At 67.1% G+C, this 18,531-nt stretch carries 14 protein-coding genes and 1 pseudogene; all 15 read left to right on the top strand.

The features are described 5' to 3' along the window. The first annotated feature begins 14 nt into the window (after positions 1-14). The 15 genes and pseudogenes from OG510_RS00075 (at position 15) to OG510_RS00005 (ending at position 18,190) form a co-directional block, all read left to right on the top strand. Positions 15-1,334, top strand: coding sequence for an LLM class flavin-dependent oxidoreductase (locus OG510_RS00075; RefSeq protein WP_406134523.1), 1,320 nt, complete (start codon positions 15-17; stop codon positions 1,332-1,334). Positions 1,335-1,455: 121 nt separating this feature from the next. Next, positions 1,456-2,403 carry a chlorinating enzyme gene (locus tag OG510_RS00070; protein ID WP_406134522.1) on the top strand — a complete coding sequence of 316 codons (948 nt, stop codon included), beginning with the start codon at positions 1,456-1,458 and terminating at the stop codon, positions 2,401-2,403. A gap of 8 nt (positions 2,404-2,411) precedes the next feature. Beyond that, the gene (locus OG510_RS00065; RefSeq protein WP_406134521.1) at positions 2,412-2,681 is read left to right on the top strand and encodes a phosphopantetheine-binding protein; all 270 of its coding nucleotides are present in this window, start codon (positions 2,412-2,414) and stop codon (positions 2,679-2,681) included. Between the two features lie 8 nt (positions 2,682-2,689). Continuing rightward, complete coding sequence (locus tag OG510_RS00060; protein WP_406134520.1) at positions 2,690-3,463, top strand: thioesterase II family protein; 774 nt, start codon at positions 2,690-2,692, stop codon at positions 3,461-3,463. Continuing rightward, a complete protein-coding gene (locus OG510_RS00055; protein ID WP_406134519.1) occupies positions 3,441-5,045 on the top strand; it encodes an amino acid adenylation domain-containing protein in 1,605 nt (534 codons plus the stop codon). Before OG510_RS00060 ends, OG510_RS00055 begins: the two co-directional genes overlap by 23 nt. Beyond that, entirely contained in the window at positions 5,042-5,515 is a 474-nt protein-coding gene (locus OG510_RS00050; RefSeq protein ID WP_406134518.1) for a YbaK/EbsC family protein, read from the top strand. Before OG510_RS00055 ends, OG510_RS00050 begins: the two co-directional genes overlap by 4 nt. Next, positions 5,512-6,666, top strand: a complete 1,155-nt coding sequence (locus OG510_RS00045; RefSeq protein WP_406134517.1) for an acyl-CoA dehydrogenase family protein — start codon at positions 5,512-5,514, stop codon at positions 6,664-6,666. Before OG510_RS00050 ends, OG510_RS00045 begins: the two co-directional genes overlap by 4 nt. Before the next feature lie 285 nt (positions 6,667-6,951). Beyond that, positions 6,952-7,902: a cupin-like domain-containing protein gene (locus OG510_RS00040; protein ID WP_406142265.1), complete on the top strand. Its 951-nt coding sequence runs from the start codon at positions 6,952-6,954 to the stop codon at positions 7,900-7,902. Between the two features lie 90 nt (positions 7,903-7,992). Continuing rightward, positions 7,993-9,552, top strand: coding sequence for an NAD(P)-binding domain-containing protein (locus OG510_RS00035; RefSeq protein ID WP_406134516.1), 1,560 nt, complete (start codon positions 7,993-7,995; stop codon positions 9,550-9,552). Positions 9,553-9,743: 191 nt separating this feature from the next. After that, positions 9,744-11,312, top strand: coding sequence for an MFS transporter (locus OG510_RS00030; protein WP_406134515.1), 1,569 nt, complete (start codon positions 9,744-9,746; stop codon positions 11,310-11,312). A gap of 115 nt (positions 11,313-11,427) precedes the next feature. Further along, positions 11,428-12,257: pseudogene (locus OG510_RS00025) on the top strand (IS5 family transposase). 285 nt (positions 12,258-12,542) lie between these two features. Further along, positions 12,543-12,791 (top strand): hypothetical protein, encoded by a 249-nt coding sequence (locus OG510_RS00020; protein ID WP_406134514.1) that lies wholly within the window; start codon positions 12,543-12,545, stop codon positions 12,789-12,791. A 13-nt stretch (positions 12,792-12,804) separates the two neighbouring features. Then, positions 12,805-14,334, top strand: a complete 1,530-nt coding sequence (locus OG510_RS00015; RefSeq protein WP_406134512.1) for a helix-turn-helix transcriptional regulator — start codon at positions 12,805-12,807, stop codon at positions 14,332-14,334. Positions 14,335-14,353: 19 nt separating this feature from the next. Continuing rightward, positions 14,354-14,926, top strand: a complete 573-nt coding sequence (locus tag OG510_RS00010) for a transcriptional regulator (RefSeq protein WP_406134511.1) — start codon at positions 14,354-14,356, stop codon at positions 14,924-14,926. A gap of 756 nt (positions 14,927-15,682) precedes the next feature. Beyond that, complete coding sequence (locus OG510_RS00005) at positions 15,683-18,190, top strand: Helicase associated domain protein (RefSeq protein ID WP_406134510.1); 2,508 nt, start codon at positions 15,683-15,685, stop codon at positions 18,188-18,190. Positions 18,191-18,531 lie beyond the last annotated feature (341 nt).

The following is an 18,531-nucleotide window of genomic DNA, read 5'->3' as shown; positions in this document are numbered from 1 at the left end:
CGATGGTCCGAAAAATGCACATCAACGCGTTCTTGAGCGGCGTTGGGCACCATCAGTCGGCCTGGCGGCTGCCGGAGAGCGATCCGCTGGCCAATACCGATGTCAGGCACTTTCAGCACCTTGCCCGGGTGGCGGAGCGCGGCAGGCTCGATTCCCTGTTCCTCGCCGACCATCCGGGGCTGTGGGGCGACATTAGCCGTCAGCCGGCCGCTGCGCTGGAGCCGACGGTCCTGTTGACCGTGATGGCCGCGGTGACCGAGCGCATCGGCCTGATAGCCACGGCCTCCACGACCTACAACGAGCCCTTCAACCTGGCCCGTAGGTTTGCCTCCGTCGACCACGTCAGCGGCGGCCGGGTCGGCTGGAACATCGTGACGACGGCCACCCTGATCGCGGCGTACAACTTCGGGCTGGACAAGCTTCCGCCCCACGCGGACCGGTACGCCCGCGCCGATGAATTCGTGGGCCTGGCCCGGAAACTGTGGGACAGCTGGCAGGACGACGCGATCATCGCGGACAAGGAGGCGGGGGACTGGGGCGACAACAGCCGGCTGCACCCCGCGGCACACGTGGGAACGTACTTCAGTGTCTCCGGACCGCTGGACGTCGCGCGCAGCCCTCAGGGATATCCGCTCCTCGTGCAGGCCGGATCGTCCGAGGACGGACGGGACTTCGCGGCCCGCCACGCGGACGCCGTTTTCACCGTGCAGAAGACCCTGGAGGACGCCCAGGTCTTCTACGCCGACATGAAGAAGCGCGCGGCCCGCTCCGGCCGTGATCCGCAGACCGTCACGATCCTGCCGGGCATCGTGCCGACCATCGGCACGACACAGGCCGAGGCCAAGGCCGCCGACGCCGAACTCGCCGGCCTGATCAAGCCCGAGCACGCCATCAAGCAGCTGGCCGGCGTTTTGCAGGTGTCCGCGGACGAGCTGCGCCTCGACGAGGAGCTGCCGGCCCACCTCACCACCGACCGGCACGTCGAAGGGGCGCAGGGACGCCAAGCGTTGGTGGTTGGTCTTGCCCGGCGAGAGCACCTGACGGTACGCCAGCTGATCAGCCGGCTGGGGGCGGGCCGCGGCCATCTCACCATCGCCGGCACCCCGGAACAGGTGGCGGACACGATGCAGCAGTGGTTCGAGAACGACGCTGCCGACGGCTTCAATATCATGTCGCCGGTGCTGCCCTCCGGTCTGGAGAGCTTCGTCGACCATGTGGTGCCGATCCTTCAGGCCCGCGGCCTCTTCCGCACCGAATACTCGGGAACGACGCTGCGCGACCACTACGGAGCGGCCCGCCCCGCCAATCAGTACGTGAACGGTGAAGCCGGGTAGTGCCGCCTCAGGAAACTTTCACCCGGCCTCACTTGACCAGAATTCCTGGAACGGTACCGTTGGTACATCCATTCCTTTGATTTCCCCTCGTGGGTGATATGTGTGCGAAGGAGGGTTTATCATGCAACAGCAGGACAAGAAATTTTTGCTGAGTTCGCAGGAAATTGATCGGTTCCATCGGGACGGGTTCATCGGACCGTTCGACCTCTACCCGGAAGAGGACATGGAGCGGGCCCTGCGTCGTACCCGGCCCAAACTGATCAACACCAAGACTTCCATCTACAGCCAGAAGCAGGCTGCCTCGGGTACCACCAACCTGGCCAACTATGATCGCCACCTGGACGTCGACTTCCTCGCGGAACACATCTCCCGACCGGAGATCGTCGACCGGGTGGCGAGCCTGCTCGGACCCGACGTGCTCTGCTGGCGCACCGAATTCTTTCCCAAGTACCCCGGCGACGAGGGAACCGACTGGCACCAGGCGGACAATTTCTCGAACGTGGCGGGCTCGAAGCATCCGCAGATCGTCTGGCCGGAGGATTCCGAATTCGGCGGCACGATCACCGTCTGGACGGCTTTCACTGAAGCCAGCGTCGAAAATGGCTGCCTGCAATTCGTCCCCGGTTCGCACCGGAGTATGAACTACGACGAGTCGAAGGTGATGACGTACGACCTGGAATCCATTAACAACGTGGAGAAAGGCGGCGTCAGGCGGGGCTTCTTCGGATATGACTACCGACAGCTGCAGAAGGACCCGAACTGGACTCCCGACGAGTCGAAAGCGGTGTCACAGGTCATGCGGCCCGGCCAGTTCGTCATCTTCTGGTCGACCTTGATGCACGCCTCCCACCCGCACAGCGGTGCCGGCCGCATGCGGCTGGGTTTCGCCTCCCGCTACGTCCCCACGCAAGTACGGGTGTACCCGTACTCCGAAGGCCTGGAGGAATTCGGAGGAGCGGCCAGTCTCGACCGGTACGGCACCGTCCTGGTGTCCGGTGAGGACCGGTTCCACCACAACAGCATCATCGATCAGACCGTCAATGGCTACCGCTTCCCGGTGCGTCAGTAGGAGGGGTCATGTCCGACACAGTGGACGAGCAACATGTCGAAGTGTGGCTGATCAGCGTGTGTCAGGCACTGGGCCTCGACGTCGCCGCGGCCGAGGACGACTTCTTCGAGGCCGGCGGCACCTCGCTGAGCGCGATGAAACTGATCGCGCGGGTCGAGGAGACGTTCGGCGAGGACACGCTGCCGCCCGACGACCTGTTCGCCCAGAGCAGCGTCCGGGCCCTCGCCTCGGCCATCGAACGCAACCGGTACCGGCCCGCACCGCTGGCCGGTACCTAGCTGGCGCCGTGCGTCCCGGTGGCAACCCGTGGCTGCTGACGTGCGGGCGCCCGGTCCGTGACCCGTACGTCACGCTGATCTGTTTTCCGTGGGCCGGTGGCAGCCCGGATGTCTTCCGGCCGTGGGCGGGCGGACTGGCTGACGGCATCGAACTGCTTGCGGTCCGGCTCCCCGGCCGGGGGCCACGGATCAGGGAGCGACACTACGAGGACTGGGAGTTACTGCTCAAGGACGTCTCCTCCGCGCTGGCACCCCATTTGGAGCGTCCCCACGCCTTGTACGGTCACAGCTTCGGTGGGCGGCTGGCCTACGAGCTGGCCCGGTTCGCAGCGACCGCTCATCCCGGCCGGACCCGAAGGCTGTTCGTCTCCGCCTGCCGCAGTCCGGACATGCCCCAGCGCCGTCCCCTCCTGCACACCCTGCCCGATCACCAGTTGCGGGAAGCCCTGCACCGCCTCGGCGGAATGCCACCGGAACTCGTAGGCGACGACAGGCTGATGAGGCTGATGCTGCCGACGATACGGAGCGAGATCCGGCTCGCCGAGATGTGGGGGAGCCGGGACGGCGACGGTGTGGAGGCGCCGATCACCGCGATGTTCGGACGCCGTGACGCGGTCGACGGCCGCGCGGACATGGCCCGCTGGAGATCGTTCGGGCGTCGCGGCTGCGAACTGGTCGACATGCCGGGCGGGCACTTCTTCCCCCTCACGCATCGCCCTCACCTGCTCGACGTCCTCAACTCACGCCTGGGAGCGGCTGGTGGACAGGATCAGTTGTGGTGAAAAGGCCGTGTCGATCCACCGCAGGATCAACCAGACGGCCCAGCCCTACCCGAGCCACGACAGTCTCAAGGAACTCTTCGAAAGGTGTGCCGCACGGTATGCGGACGCGGTGGCCGTCGTACACCGCGACCGGCGTCTGACCTACCGGGCACTCAACGATCTCGCCAACGCGATCGCGGCCCGGCTGCTCGAAGTGGGCGTGCGGGCGGGCGACACCGTCGGGGTGTGCGTCGAGCGCTCCCCGGAAATGATCGCGGCTCTCCTGGCGGTGCTGAAGTGCGGAGCCGCCTATCTGCCGGTCGATGCCTCCTGGCCCGACGCCCATCTGCGTACCGTGCTTCGCGCCGCGGGAAGCCGTCTGGTCCTCGGCGATCAGGCCACGGCGCTGGCAGAACGCCTGCCGGATCAGCGGACTCTCCCCGTACGCTCTGTACGCTCCGGACAGGCGGGAGCGGAGACGGCTCCGCGGCACGGAAATCCCCGTACGCGCGTTGGCCCGGACGACATCGCCTACATCAACTTCACCTCGGGGTCGACGGGACACCCCAAGGGAGTGCCGATCCGTCATCGCAGCGTGGCCCGCCTGGTCTTCGGCGCACGCTACGCCCGTATGGGTGAGGACAGTGTGGTGCTGCATGCCTCTCCGGTCCTGTTCGACGCGGCGACCTTCGAGATCTGGGGGCCGCTGCTCCACGGAGGCACATGCGTCCTCTACACGGCGTCGTTCATCCGGCTCTCCGAACTCCGACGGGTGCTGGTCGACCAGGGCGTCACGCTGGTCTTCCTGACCACGGCGCTGTTCAACACCGTGGTCGACGAGGCCCCGGACGTCCTGTCCGGCGTACGGACCATCCTGACCGGGGGCGAGGCGCACTCGATCTCCCACATGGGCAAGGCACTGGCCCATTACGGCCCGGACCGGCTCGTCAGTGTGTACGGCCCGACCGAGTGCACGACGTTCGCCACCTACTACCCGGTCCGCCGTCTTCCCCCGGCCGGCACGGCACTGCCCATCGGACGGCCCATACAGAACACGCGGATGTACGTGGTTGACAGACAACGGCTGTGCGCGGCCGGTGAGATCGGCGAGGTATGGCTCGCCGGCCCCGGCCTCTCTCCCGGCTACCTCGGTCAACTCGACCATAGGGAGGCCCCGTTCGCCGTGTGCGATATCGACGGCCGCCCCGAGAGGATCTACCGGACAGGTGATCGGGGCTACCTCCTGGAGGACGGCAATGTGGTGTTCCAGGGGCGGCTCGACCATCAGGTCAAGGTGAACGGTTTCCGGGTGGAGATCGGAGAGGTCTCCCACCACCTCGACCAGGATCCGACGGTGAAGCAGAGCTATGTCACGGTGACCGAGACCTTGGCCGGCGGGAAGGTGCTGATGGCCTTCGTGGTGCCCGCTGTGGCGGATTGCACCCCCACAGCGGTGCGTGAAAGACTCGGCGCGCAACTGCCCGACTACATGGTTCCGTCGGCGGTGCACCTGTGCGGCGCGCTGCCTCTCACAGCCACCGGCAAGGTCGACCGTCGCGCCCTCCTCACCGTTCAGCACCCTTTCGGAGCGTCATCGTCATGAGCCTCAGCAAGCGTGCCCGCCAATTCCAGGACCTCCTCGACCAGCGCGGCCTCGACCTGACCGTCGTCGAACTCCCGGAGTCGACGCACACAGCCGATGACGCGGCCCGGGCCCTCGGGTGCGAGAAGGCACAGATCGTCAAATCGCTGGTGTTCCGTGGCGTCGCCACAGGGGAGGCGGTGCTCGTCCTGGCCAGTGGCCCCAACCAGGTCAACGAGAAGACCGTCGCGGCCGCCGTGGGCGGCGACATCGCCAAGGCTGACGCGGACTTCGTCAAGACCGTCACTGGTTACAGCATCGGCGGGGTCCCGCCGCTGGGACACAAGGAGGACCTGACGGTCTTCGTCGACGAGGACCTTCTGGCCTTCGCCGAGACATGGGCCGCGGCCGGCAATCCGCGGGCCGTCTTCAGGATCCCGATGAAGATCACCGACATTCTGCCCGCGCACACCGTCCTCTCGGTGACGTGAGGCGCGACGACCCGGGCGGCCCCGGCCACGCCGACTTCCTCGCGGCAGACCACGACGGATTCCGCACCCGCGTACGTGCTCTGCTGGACAGCCTGGTATCCGCGAACGCAGAGGACTGGGAGAGCGAGCGACGGATATCCCGCAGCGGCTGGCGGAGCCTGGGCGAGGCCGGGCTGCTGTCGTTGGACCATGCCGGTCCCGGCTTCCTGCACAGCGCGATCTTCCTGGAGGAGCTCGGGGGGCTCGGGTTCGGCGGCATTCGCGCCTCCGTGGCCGTGCACGCCTACATGGCGACGTCCTATCTCCATATGTTCGGCACCGAGGAGCAGCGGCAGCGGTACCTGCCCGGCGCTCGGCAGGGCCGGTTGATCGCCGCGCTCGCCCTCACCGAGTCGACGGCGGGTTCGGATCTGAGGGATCTGGCCACCCGGGTGTATGCCACGGAGAGTGGGTACCGCGTCCAGGGCGAAAAGCTCTACGTGGCGAACGGCTCCCAGGCCGACTTCCTCATCACCCTGGCCGCGAGCCGCCCGCCGCGGGGCTGCAGCGGCCTGGGCGCGGCGAGTCTGCTGGTGGTCGACGGGGACGCGGCCGGCGTGAGCCGGCATCCGGAGCCCATGCTCGGCTGGCACAGCGCGGATGTGTGCAGGGTGCGCCTCACGGACGTGGACATCGGCGCCGGCCAGTTCGTCGGCCGGCCCGACCGGGCGATCCTGCATCTCGTCCAGGCGCTGGACTTCGAGCGCCTGGTGGCCGGACTGCTTGCCGTGGGAGGGGTCGGCCACTGCCTGGCCCTCCTGCACGCGTTCGTACGCGAACACCACGTCAAAGGCGTGCCGTTGGGGGCCCACCAGGCGGTGCGGCACCGCATCGCGGAGCTGGAGAGCTCGTATGAGCTGGTCCGATTCTACGGTTACCGGGCGGCCTGGCTGCAGGCCAACGGGCGCCTCGACACCCGTACCGCGTCCGTCCTGAAACTCCGCGCGACCGAACTGGCCGTCACGGCGGCACAGACGTGCCTGCAGTTCCACGGTGCGCGGGGCTACGCCGCCGACGCCGTGGCAGCCCGGCTGTACCGGGATGCCATGGCCGGGCCGATCGCCGGCGGGGCGAGTGAGCTCCTGCGTGATCTGGTCTACGAGACGACATGAGAGACGTCCGGCACCATGCGCGGGACGGGCGGTCCCCAAGCTCCGACGACCAACTCCCTTGTGTCCACCCTCATCCGCATGACAGGATCAAAAAGATCCCGCCGATATTCGCAGAGATGCGGGCGGGTGTCCGTGTGACGGAGACAAATCTCGCTCCGTGCAATAAGTGTCACCTCAAAGCCGCCTCGAAGCGCGGTGAATTCCGAAGAGTCCCGGCCCCGGAAAGAATCCGCCTCCGGCTCGTTCCACTCTCGCGCACCCAGTATGACGGAAGAGGTTTCCGTGATGGATCTGGACATGCTCGTAGCACCTCTCACTGCCGACGAATTCATTCGAGATCACTGGCCGAATGTACCGGGCTGCTTCGCAGGAGACCCTGCGCGCCTCGCTCCACTGGTGGAGTCGATTCCAGAACTCGCCTCCGCCACCAGCGCCCTGGAGGTTTTCGGGGACCGGGTCTCGATCATCCGGCCCGACGGATTCTTCGCCAACGTGGCCGACGGGAAGTCGGCACTGCCGTTCTACAATGCCGAGTTCACCGTGCTCCTGCGCAGCGCCGAGCGATTCATCCCGGGACTGCAACGGGCCATCGACCAGATCTCCGGGGAACTCGGCATGCCCGGATCTGTCTTCCATTGCGACATCTTCGCGTCAACCGGACAGAATGCCTCGGCCTACGAGGACGCCAGTGGGCTCACTATGCACAGCGATGCCGAGGTGAATCTCGCGCTCCTACTCACGGGGCGCAAGGTGTGGCAATGGGCAGCCAACGAACACGTGCGGAATCAGACGACCACGGTTCTGCGAGGGGACCAGCAGGTGAGCAAGTCGCACTTCAGGTTCGCCGACAAACTGCCGTTCCCAACGGCGATGCCCGGTGACGCGATGTCCGCCGAAGTGACAAGCGGCGGAATGATGTTCATGCCGCGAGGATGGTGGCACGCCACCAAGGCGTACGGGGAGTGCCTCCAGGTCAACTTCGCCATGATCGGGCCCACCTGGCTCTCCGTCCTCACGGAGGCACTGTCGGATCGCCTCATGGAGGATGTCCGCTGGCGCGAATACGCCTATGGGATCACGGGAACGGGCGGACCTCGGGTGAGCGCCGAAGCTGAATTCGGGCGCCTTCTGGGCAACTTGGCCAGCTATCTGAAGCAGGACACGGCGGCGAAGGAACTGTTGAGCGGCATCGCGCCGCACGACGCCGAGGACCAGGCACGGTCGGGAAAGGCCTGACAACGGGCGAGGGACGGCCGGTGCCATCGGCCGCGGAAGCTGGGCGCGATTCCATGCTGGGTGTGAACAACCGGACGGACGGAGGTCGTTGTGGCAGACGCTGATCTGGACTATTTGGTGGTGGGTGCAGGGCCGGCCGGGCTTCAGGTGGCGCAGCTCCTGGAGGCTGGAGGGCACACGTACGAGGTCGTGGAGGAATCCAGCAGGCCGGGGTCCTTCTTCGCCACGTATCCGCGACACCGTCAGATGATCTCGGTGAACAAGCGCTACACAGGAAGCAGTGATCCGGAGTTCAACCTGCGCTCGGACTGGAATTCGCTTCTCTCGGACAGGCCCGAACTACGGCTCGCCCGGTACACTGAGCGCTATTTTCCCCTCGCCGACGACATGGTCCGCTACCTCGGCGATTTCGCGGAGGCGCACGGCTTGCGTGTCCGTTTCAATCGACGCATCACCAGGATCGCCCGCACGGCGAGCGGATTCGAGGCCTCGGACAGCAGCGGGGACACGTATCAAGCGCGCCGAGTCGTCATCGCCACCGGCGTGAGTCGGCCCAACGTTCCAGACATCCCCGGTGTCGAAGCGGCAGAGCCGTACGCGACAGTTTCTGTCGACCCCAAGGATTTCATCAATCAGCGGGTGCTGATCATAGGCAAGGCGAACTCGGCACTGGAGACCGCCGACAATCTGCTAGAGACGGCCGCCGTCGTCCACGTGGCCGGTCCCAACCCGCTGCATCTGGCTTGGCAGAGTCATTTCGTGGGACATCTCCGGGCGGTCAACAGCAATTTCATCGACACTGCTCAGCTGAAGATCCAGAATGCCATCGTGGACGCGCGGGTCATCGGAATCGAGAAGGAAGAAGAAGGCGGATACCGCGTCCGGTTCAAGTTCACCCGGGCGACGATGGAGCATCGCTACGACCGGGTGATCGTGTGCACGGGATTTCGCTTCGACACCTCCGTCTTCGAGGAGGGGTGCCGTCCGCGGCTCGCCGTCAACGACCGTTTTCCCGAACTCACTGAGGCCTATGAGTCGACCAATGTGCCGGGTCTGTATTTCGCAGGGACCCTCACCCAGCAGATGGACTTCAAGAAGGGAACCAACGGCTTCATCCACGGATTCCGCTACGGCGCACGCGCGCTGTGTCGCATCCTGGAGCAGCGGTACCACAACGGGGTCTGGCCGCACGACGAACTGCCGCCGGAACCAGGTGAGTTGACGGCCGCCCTGATTGAGCGGATCAACCGGTCGTCCGGGCTGTTCCAGCAGTTCGGTGTGCTGGCCGATCTGCTGGTGGTGCCGAGCGAGGGGCCGGTCAGGCACTACCAGGAAGTGCCCGTCGGACACCTTCACGACTCCGCGTTCGGCGAGGCGGAGAACACCTTCTCCGTCAGCCTGGAGTACGGGCCGGACCACGAACTCATGGATCCGTTCAAGCCAGGTCTCTCGGCCTCGGTGCTGGGAGACGGTTACATCGACGCCTTCCTCCACCCGGTGATCCGGCACTACCGCCACGGCGAGCTCGCCGAGACGCTCCACCTCCCGGACGACCTGGAGAACGAATGGCGACGATCGGATGTCCACATCAAGCCGCTCGAAGCCTTCCTCACCGGCACGATCGAAGGCGCGCGCGTCGCTCGCAGGTGACACGCCGCCCCACGTGACGACGATGCGAAACGTTACGAGCAGAAGCACAGGACGGCGGCCGGGAAGGCCGGGTAGGCGCGGGCGTGGCGTTCAGGGCGGCCCCCGAGCCCGCCCTGAACGCCACGCCCGCGCCACGAGACCAGGCCCGCCGGGCCACGGCGGCACCTCCGCAGGCCGACCAGGAGCTGACCATGCACGCACGAGCAGACGCCCTGATACCCCGTCCTGTGCTGTTCTGGACCGGCGTGCTCCTGACCTGCGCCGGTGTCATCGAGCATCTGTGGATGTATGCCGACTCCGCCTCTACGGGCTTCGACATGTCGATGATGCGGATGTCGCCAGCGATGTGGGCGGCGATGATCGTCATCGTCGTGGGCGTGGCCATCTCGGCCTGCGCGGTGGTGCAGCCAGGCGGAACCCGTCCCGCGGTCGTGTCCGGCCCACCTCAGACACCCACGGTGAGCCGTCACCGCCTCATCGCCAGCCTCACCTTCGCTCTGCTGGTGGATCAGATGAAGCCCGCGACATTGGCGTTCATCTCGCCCGGCATGCGCGCCGAGTACCACCTCAGCACCACCGGGATCTCGTGGTTGCCCACGGTGGCCCTGACCGGCACCGTGCTCGGGTCACTCGTGTGGGGGCGCGCGGCGGACCGTATCGGCCGAAGGGCCACCATCCTCATCGCGTCGCTGCTCTTCCTCGGTACGACGGTGTGCGGCGCCATGCCGAGCTTCTGCGGCAACCTCGTCATGTGTGCCCTGATGGGCATGGCGGCTGGAGGCATGCTGCCCGTCGTCTACGCATTGATGACGGAGAGCCTGCCGCCGGGCCGGCGCGCGGGGATCATGGTGCTGCAGGCCGGACTCACCACCACCGGCGGCTATATGGCCGCCTCCGGGCTGGCGGCGATCCTCATTCCGCTGGCCGGCTGGCGCGTGCTGTGGTTCGCCCAGCTTCCGCTGGTCCTGGTCCTGATCGCGTTCAACCGGTGGATCCCGGAATCCGCTGCCTTCACCGACCGGCAGTCACGGCCCGAACGCGTTCCCGCCTCCGCCCTGTTCAAGCACCCCCAGACAGTCAAGACCCTGGTCGTCAGTGCCTACGCCCTCGCCTGGGGCCTCGTCTACTGGGGCTTCATCACCTTCCTGCCCAGCCAGCTCGCGTCCTCCGGCACCGACGGCATGTCCGCCACCACCCTGCTGTTCATCTCCTCCTTGCTGGCCGTCCCCACCTGCGCGGTCGCGGCATGGCTCTACGTGCGCTGGTCGGCCAGGGGCACCATGGTCGTCTACGCGGCCCTCACCTGCACGGCCTTGCTGGTGCTTGCCGCCGTAGGCATGGACGGCAGCCGACCGGTTCTCCTCACCACCGTGATGCTGCTGTTCGCCGGAACTGCCGGCGTCATCGCACTTGTCGGTCCCTACACGGCCGAGATCTACCCGCTGCCCATCCGCGGCACCGCCGGCGGATGGACAGCGGCGGTCGGCAAGTCAGGCGGAGCCTTCGGGCCACCCCTGATCGCCATGATTCTCTCGGCACACGCAGGCATGCGCACCGCCGCGGTGTTCGTGGCGTTTCCCATGGCCGTGGCAGGGATCGCGGTCGCCGTCCGCGGCAGCACTCCGCAGACCGTCTCCCAACGCCCAGGAGGCGCCGAACCATTGGACACCGAACTCGGCGATCTCGTATGCGGCGAGGCCCTTCCCGCCAGAGCCACGCCAGCAACGCCCCTACAAGGCGAGGGAGGAACGGCGACGTAGGGGGCGAAAATGGTGGCCGGTGCTGTGGTCGTGCCATATGGGTCGAAGCACTCGGACTTCCAGGGCGCTAGGCAGTGTCTTCAAATGATCTTGCCTGGTGGATCATGGTGGCGTGATACGTCGTCATGAACTGTCTGATGTCGAGTGGGAGTTCGTCCGGCCGTTGCTGCCCGAGTCGTTGCGGGGGCGGAAGCGGCTGGATGACCGCAGGGTCCTGAACGGGATCGTGTGGAAGTTCCGCACCGGTGTCGCCTGGCGGGATGTGCCCGAGCGTTACGGGCCGTGGGCCACGCTGCATACCCGTTTCCGCAGGTGGGCGGTGGACGGAACGTTCGACCGGATGCTCCGAGCCGCCCAGGCGAAAGCCGATGCGGCTGCTGACGTCGAGTGGCTCGTCTCGGTCGACTCGACCGTCGTCCGTGCCCACCAGCACGCGGCCGGGGCTCGAAAAGGGGGCTCCGGAACCCAGCTCTCGGCCGGTCCAGAGGCGGTCTGACCAGCAAGATTCACCTCGCCTGCGACGGCCGGGGCCGTCCCCTCGCCTTCGTGGTGACGGGCCGCAACACCAACGACTGCACCCGGTTCACCGCCGTGATGGAAGCGATCAGGGTGCCCCGGATCGGGTCGGGTCGGCCTCGCGTCCGGCCCGATCACGTCCTGGGCGACAAGGGCTACAGCTCGAAGGCGATCCGCACCTGGCTCCGCCGCCGCCGCATCCCGCACACGATTCCCGAACGGGCCGACCAGATCCGCAACCGAGCCCGGCGGGGCAGCCGGGGAGGCCGCCCGCCGGCCTTCGACCGCGAGGCATACAAACACCGCAACGTCGTGGAACGGTGCTTCAACCGGTTGAAGCAGTGGCGCGGGATCGCCACCAGGTACGACAAGACCACTGAGTCTTACGAAGCAGCCGTCACCCTCGCCTCACTCTTGATGTGGGCGTGACATTTGACGACAGAACCTAGGGGGCCACCGGCTATGAGGCTTCTGGCACACGGACCCGATCGCGCAGAAGGCTCCCGCGCGGCGACACGAGAGGCCAGGCCGGCAGTTGCGGATAACTCTTTAACTTGTTGCAAAGTTATCCCCGTTGCTGGTAACTTCGCAACAAGTTGAAGTGTTTCTTTTGCGGGAGGGTGAACGGGGGTGCTGCAGATCCAGCTGGGAGCCGAACGGCCCGCCGACACGGACGACGGTCTGGGACGCACCATGATCGGTTGGCGTCCCGGGATGTCTGAAGATGAGGCCTGGCTGGCTGGGCGCGGTATCTGGAAGTTCAACGCCGACCGGGCCCTGTCCCAGGACGAGGTGCAGATCATCAGCACCGGCGGCACGGTGCTTGCCGTCGCGAGGATCACCGGGATCTCCAAGCACGGTGACCGCTACGCCCTCGAGGGCGACCTGCTGCGCGACGATGCGCGGGTGGGCCGCCCCACTCCGAGCCCGCACCTGTCCCGTAACCCCGTCACCTACATCTGAGAGCGGCGCATCGATGAGCGACTTCGACGCGATCGACTCGCTGCTCGCTTCCCTCACTCCTCAACCCGCGCTGCCCGAGGCGCAGGTACGCCGTGACCTGCGTGAGCGGGCCGGCCTGTCGAAGGCCCAGGTGGCCCGGACTCTCGGCGTGAGCCCGTCCACGGTCACGGGGTGGGAGACCGGCCGTGACCCTTCGGGGGAGCTCAGGGCGAAGTACGCCTACCTCTTGGACGGCCTGGCCACGAAACTCGCACCCCCCGCCCCACCGCCCGCAGAGGAAGCCATTGCGCCCCAGCCCGCACTGGACGAGAGCGCAACGTCCCTGGCACCCGGCGATGCCTCGACCGCAGGGGACGACACGGACGACGTCGAAGCTCTGGCCGCGCCCGAGCCGTGTGTCCTGTGCGGGCAGCCTGCTCGTCACCAGGTCGCCGGTTTCCCTCAGCACCTCGACCCCACCCAGTGCGCCACCCCAGAGTTCCCACCCGCCCAGCGGCCGCAGAGCCGCACGACGAAACCCGTACAGGCCGCGCCCGCCGGCCGGCGTGTGCGGGCCGCGTCCGACACCGACCCGTCGTCCGCCCCGATCGCGGCGGCCGTGGTCGAGGCGCTCGAGGCGCACGAGGGCGATGTGGAGGCGGCGACCGCAGTCCTGGTCAAGCGGGCGATCCCGGATGCGATGGCTCTGCTGGACGACTGCCGCAGGGGCGGCCGCTACGCGATCGTTGCTCACCCGTGGATCCCGGACATCCTGCGCAAGCAGTCCGGGCGCGGTGCCGACCAGGTCTGGGAGGCCCGTCCCAAGTGGGCCCGCCCCGAACTGCCCGCAGGCCGGCACGAGGTGACGGCCTTGGACATCAACGGCGCCTATCTGTCCGCGCTCAAGACACACCTGCCGCTCGGCCAGCTGGAGCACACCACAGGCAATGTGCACGACCGCCGCCGCGCCGGCGTTCACCTGATCACCCCGCCCGCATGGGAGCATGGCGCGTATCTGCCCAACCCGATCGGCAACCGCGACGAGCCCGGCCCGCTCTGGGTCACCGAGCCCACCCTCCGGCTGCTGCTGCGTCTGTCCGGCCCCAAGTACGCCCTGTGCGAAGTGCCTCAGATCCACGAGTCGTTCACCTCGGGTGCGACGGAGAGCCTGCTGGAGAGGTTCCGCATCACGCTCAAGGACGCCCGCGACACCGCGATCGCCGCCGACGATGAGGTGATGCTGGAGTATGTGAAGGCGATGTACTCGAAGTTCGTGTCCACGATGGGGGAGTCGAATTACAACCGGGAGCTGTACCGTCCGGACTGGATGCACCTGATCCGCTCGCAGGCCTTCGCCAATCTCTGGGCCAAAGCCCTTAAGGCGCACGACGCCGGCCTGGCGGTCGTCCGTGTGATGGGCACCGACGAACTCCACGTCGTCGGTGACTGGCGGCGTGTCTTCCCGGAAGGCCGTGGAGTTTCCGAGGTGAAGGTCAAGGACGTGTACGCCGTCGGCACATCACCCACAGACCCGGCCGCGGCCGGACACACCGACGAGAACTGACAGAGGGAGGGGACCTCAAGTGCCCGAGCGCACCATCGATTTCGGCAAGTACGGCGCCCAAGGCATCAAGGGCTACGAGGCCGTCGCCCGCCAGCTCGACGCCCTCGCCGACTTCATCGCTTCGCCCGCCACCACCCGGCGCGGCCTTATGGCCCGTCTGCACTACCTCACCCGCACCCCCCGCGCCCGCGCTGCCGCCTACGACGCGGGCCTGACCGTCACCGACCGCACCCTGAAGGCATGGCTGGCCGGCACCCGCAATCCCACCCCGCAGAACCTCGCCCGGATCGAAGCCGCCTACCGCACGGTCCGCCGTCACAATGTCGCCCGCTATCTCCTGGCCCGCCTCAACCGCACCGGCCGCGGTACCCGCGTCGAGATCCACCCGCTCAATCAGTCCGGCGTGCGTCCTTCCCAGCAGCGGGTCGTGGAATTCCGCATTCTCAACGTCCGCCACTGGGAGGCCATCATCGACGCCTGGTCCACTGGCGATGACAGGGCCATGGACGAGGCCTGGATCGAGCAGATCGTCGACCTCGGCTCGCAGTGGGGCCAGTACGAGTACGTCACCAACGTCGGCTTCGCCGCCTGAACCCCACGCGCTGCACCACGCCCGAAAACCAACCTGCACGGCCGAACCGGTCTCCGGGCTCTCGGTGTGGTGGACCAACGGGCCTTGTCCCTGCCCTACTAGAAGATCTACCGCTGTGCCGCGTGTTCGCCGTTTTGCGGCCGCTGTGCACCCAGGGCGCGCGACGATGGAACCGTAATGCCGGGGAATGAGCCTTCCGGAGGGGACTGTGGGAAAGACCGTGAGCGGCGTGGACCATGTACACACTGCGGCCACGGTCCGTCGTCGGCAACGGGAGTTCGTGCCGCTGTCCGAACTGCACCCGGACCTCAAGACCAGGGCCGACACCGCTCTGTTGGACCAGCTATTCTACGCGACGGTGGACGAATGCCCTGCCCCCCGCTGCCGTCCGCTGCTCCTCGACCGCGTCGCGGCCGATGTGTGGTCGACGCGCAAACTGGTCGACTGGGCGTGCTACATCACGTCGGAGACGTACTGCGGGCTTCCTGCTGAGCTCGTGGATGAGCGCGCGGCGGCGGATTCCGTTTTCTGTCCCTCGGTCACCTTCCGTCGGCTCGCCGCGGAGTACCGCAACTCAAAGGGCGACCAACGCCATATACGACGCGTGCACAGCCGCACAGCTCCGGGAAGCGGCGGACAACGCTGTTGCTCTGGCCGACGGACTCCAGGTGTGGGGAGCGGACTTCCTCTACCAGTGACCCCCGTCCACCCCCGCCCCTTGCGAACCTTCAGCAGATGCTCCCGAGGAACCACCTGATGGCCATCGACCCCCGCCCCGCTGTACTGGACAGCCCCCTGCCTCGGGCCGACAGCTCTGCTCCCGCCTGTCCCGTCCGCCGTGCGCTGCGCCCGGATCAGCGGGCGGCGGTGGACCGTGGGGTACGCGGCCTGAGGAAGCCCGGGAGCCGCGGGCACATGGTGTCGGCGTGCGGAACGGGCAAGACGCTGATCGCTCTGCGGACAGCGGAAGCTCTCGAGACCCGGTTTCTGCTGGTGGTGGTACCCAGCCGGGATCTGATCGGCCAGTGGGCGGCGGCGGCCCGCGCGGACGGCCGCACCGAGGCGTTGGTGGCGGTGTCGTCGCTGAATGCGAACAAGCACCCCGTGCTGGCCGAGGCAGAAGTGGTGTCCACGGGTTCGGGGGAGTACCTGGCGTACTGGCTGGCCCAGCGGGCCAAGAAGAGCGAGCCGGCGACCGTGTTCGTGACCCTCGACTCGCTTCGGCGGATCGAGGAGATCCAGCACTCCGTCTTCCCAGCTCCGGTCTTCGATCTTGCGATCGTGGATGAGGCGCACCGCACCGCGGGCTCCTGGGACAAGGAATGGACCATGGTCCACGACCAGTCCCGGATCCGCACCGATCGCCGCCTGTACCTGACCGCCACGCCCTATGAGTGGGAGGCACCGCGCCTGGCCGAGGCCCCGGATGCCCGCCCGCGCCCCAAGCGGACCGCGTCGACCGTCCCGGCCTGGGAGTCCCCATCCCTGATCGCCTCCATGGATGACCCGAAGGTGTTCGGCCCCCGCCTGCACACCTACACCCACGCCCAGGCGATCGAGGACGGCGTCCTTGCTGACTACCAGATCCTCATCCCCACCATCACCGGCACCGACCTGCGCACGGTCCTGACCGACCCCGACCACGCGCACACCGGTTTCGCCCCGACCGCACGCCGGACCACCGCCCTGCACCTGGCGGTCCTCAAAGCGATGACCGAGCACGACCTCAAGCATGTGATCGTGTACTTCCAGCAGGTCGCCGACGCCGCGGGCTTCGCCCGCCAGTTCCCCCACACCCTGCGCACCCTCCCGCCCGAGCAGCGCCCTTCCTGGGCTGGCACTCTGTCCCTCTCGTCGATCAACGGCAACCACACCCCCGACCAGCGCACGAAACTCCTCGACCGCTTCGCGAGCGCCGATCGCGCTGTGATCACCAACGCCCAGGTCCTGTCCGAGGGCATCGACCTGCCGGCCGTCGACGCCATCGTCTTCGCCTCTCGCACCGAAAGCGTGCGCCGGATCGTTCAAGCCCTGGGTCGCGCTCTGCGCAAGCCCCCCACGGTCGACGTGAAGACCGCGAGCCTGGTCATCCCCGCCTACATCCCACCCGACTCCGACCCCACCGACCTCCTGGACACCCCCTTTGAGGCCCTCTGGCTGATCACCGCCGCACTGCGCCACCACGACCAGACCATTGCCGCCCGCGCCCCGCGCAAGACCACCGCGCACCGTCTGGACGACACCACCCACCGCCTCCTCGACCGTCGGTTCCGTTTCGACTTCACCCTCGACCCTGGCACGATCGTCCGCGCCATGGACCTGCTGGCCTGGCCATCGGCCGGCGCGGTGCTCTCCGCGCCTCGCCGTGCCGGCCTGGCAGCGGCCATCCGCTACCACGCCGAACACGGCCACCTGAAGGTCCCGGTCGACTACACCGACACCTACGGCTACCGCCTCGGCTCCTTCATCGACGGCCAGCGCACCGCCCACGACCAAGGCACCCTTACGGCTGACTGGGTAAGCGAGCTTGAGGATCTGGGCATGATCTGGGACGCCCACGAGGCCGCCTGGGCAGGCCACATGGCGACCGTCGAGGCGTTCCACACCACCTACGGCCACCTCGCCATCCCCGCCACTGAACCCGGCGGCCAATTCCTCGTTGACCAGCGCGCTCTGGCCCGCAAACACCGCCTGCACCCGGACCGCGAAGCCCAACTCACCAGCCTCGACGCCGACTGGACGCTCCCTCACGGACCCGACTGGCACCGCAAATACCACCTGCTGCGCCGACACATCGAAGCCGGACATCACCCCGCCACGCTGCGCCGCGACACTGTGGTCGACGGCGTGAAGGCCGGCAGCTGGCTGCACCGACACCTCACCACCTGGAACAAACTCTCTGACGGCCAACGCGACAGCTTCACCCGCCTCGGCCTGACCCCCGATCAAATCCAGCTGCCGGTACACAAGATGACATCCGACGAGCCCCGACCCAGCGGGAGAACACGCCGTACCTTCGAACAGACGACGACATTGCTGCGCGCCTTCATGGAACGGCACGGCCGTGTACCCGGTGCCCGGGAGTGGATCGAGGTCGACGGCCAACGCATCATGATCGGCCCATGGCTCTGTAAGACACGCACCAAGCAGAACGCTGGTCAACTACCCGAGAAATACAGCCAGTTGATGCGCGACATCCTCCTCGAGGACTGGCCCGCAACGACGACCAAAGAAGGAGACACTGATCTCTCGGAGATCCCATAGTTTTTCTGCTTCCTTAACAGCGGCAGCATCCTCGTGCACCGGTATACTGGAGCAACCGCGAATGACTCGTGCCCAGAGGGGGAGCCGCACGGCCCGCCACTGCCCCGTGACACTAGCCAGCTTGTAGGCGGACGCGGAGCGGACGCCTACTCAACCACCTTAACTATTAGCCAAGTTGCAGATGGATACAGAGCCGAGGTGGGGACAGATCGCGGAGCGATCGGCTGCCCACCGACCCGCCACGTACTCCACGGAGTGGAGCACTCCGGCCACGGAGTGGCCGGCAGCCCGCGGAGCGGGCTTTCATCCGACGCGTAGCGTCGGCGCGTCGTCTTCGCGTA

The organism is Streptomyces sp. NBC_01089, from assembly GCF_045162975.1.
Classification (GTDB): Bacteria; Actinomycetota; Actinomycetes; order Streptomycetales; family Streptomycetaceae; genus Streptomyces.
The sequence above is the reverse complement of the archived record's forward strand: the minus strand, read 5'-3'. Positions and strand labels throughout refer to the sequence as shown.

What these genes read in the sequence shown, in the direction of transcription:
- OG510_RS00075 (WP_406134523.1), top strand. Translation starts at nt 15, where the DNA reads ATGCACATCAACGCGTTCTTGAGCGGCGTTGGGCACCATCAGTCGGCC.
- OG510_RS00070 (WP_406134522.1), top strand. Translation starts at nt 1,456, where the DNA reads ATGCAACAGCAGGACAAGAAATTTTTGCTGAGTTCGCAGGAAATTGAT.
- OG510_RS00065 (WP_406134521.1), top strand. Translation starts at nt 2,412, where the DNA reads ATGTCCGACACAGTGGACGAGCAACATGTCGAAGTGTGGCTGATCAGC.
- OG510_RS00050 (WP_406134518.1), top strand. Translation starts at nt 5,042, where the DNA reads ATGAGCCTCAGCAAGCGTGCCCGCCAATTCCAGGACCTCCTCGACCAG.
- OG510_RS00040 (WP_406142265.1), top strand. Translation starts at nt 6,952, where the DNA reads ATGGATCTGGACATGCTCGTAGCACCTCTCACTGCCGACGAATTCATT.
- OG510_RS00030 (WP_406134515.1), top strand. Translation starts at nt 9,744, where the DNA reads ATGCACGCACGAGCAGACGCCCTGATACCCCGTCCTGTGCTGTTCTGG.
- OG510_RS00020 (WP_406134514.1), top strand. Translation starts at nt 12,543, where the DNA reads ATGTCTGAAGATGAGGCCTGGCTGGCTGGGCGCGGTATCTGGAAGTTC.
- OG510_RS00015 (WP_406134512.1), top strand. Translation starts at nt 12,805, where the DNA reads ATGAGCGACTTCGACGCGATCGACTCGCTGCTCGCTTCCCTCACTCCT.
- OG510_RS00005 (WP_406134510.1), top strand. Translation starts at nt 15,683, where the DNA reads ATGGCCATCGACCCCCGCCCCGCTGTACTGGACAGCCCCCTGCCTCGG.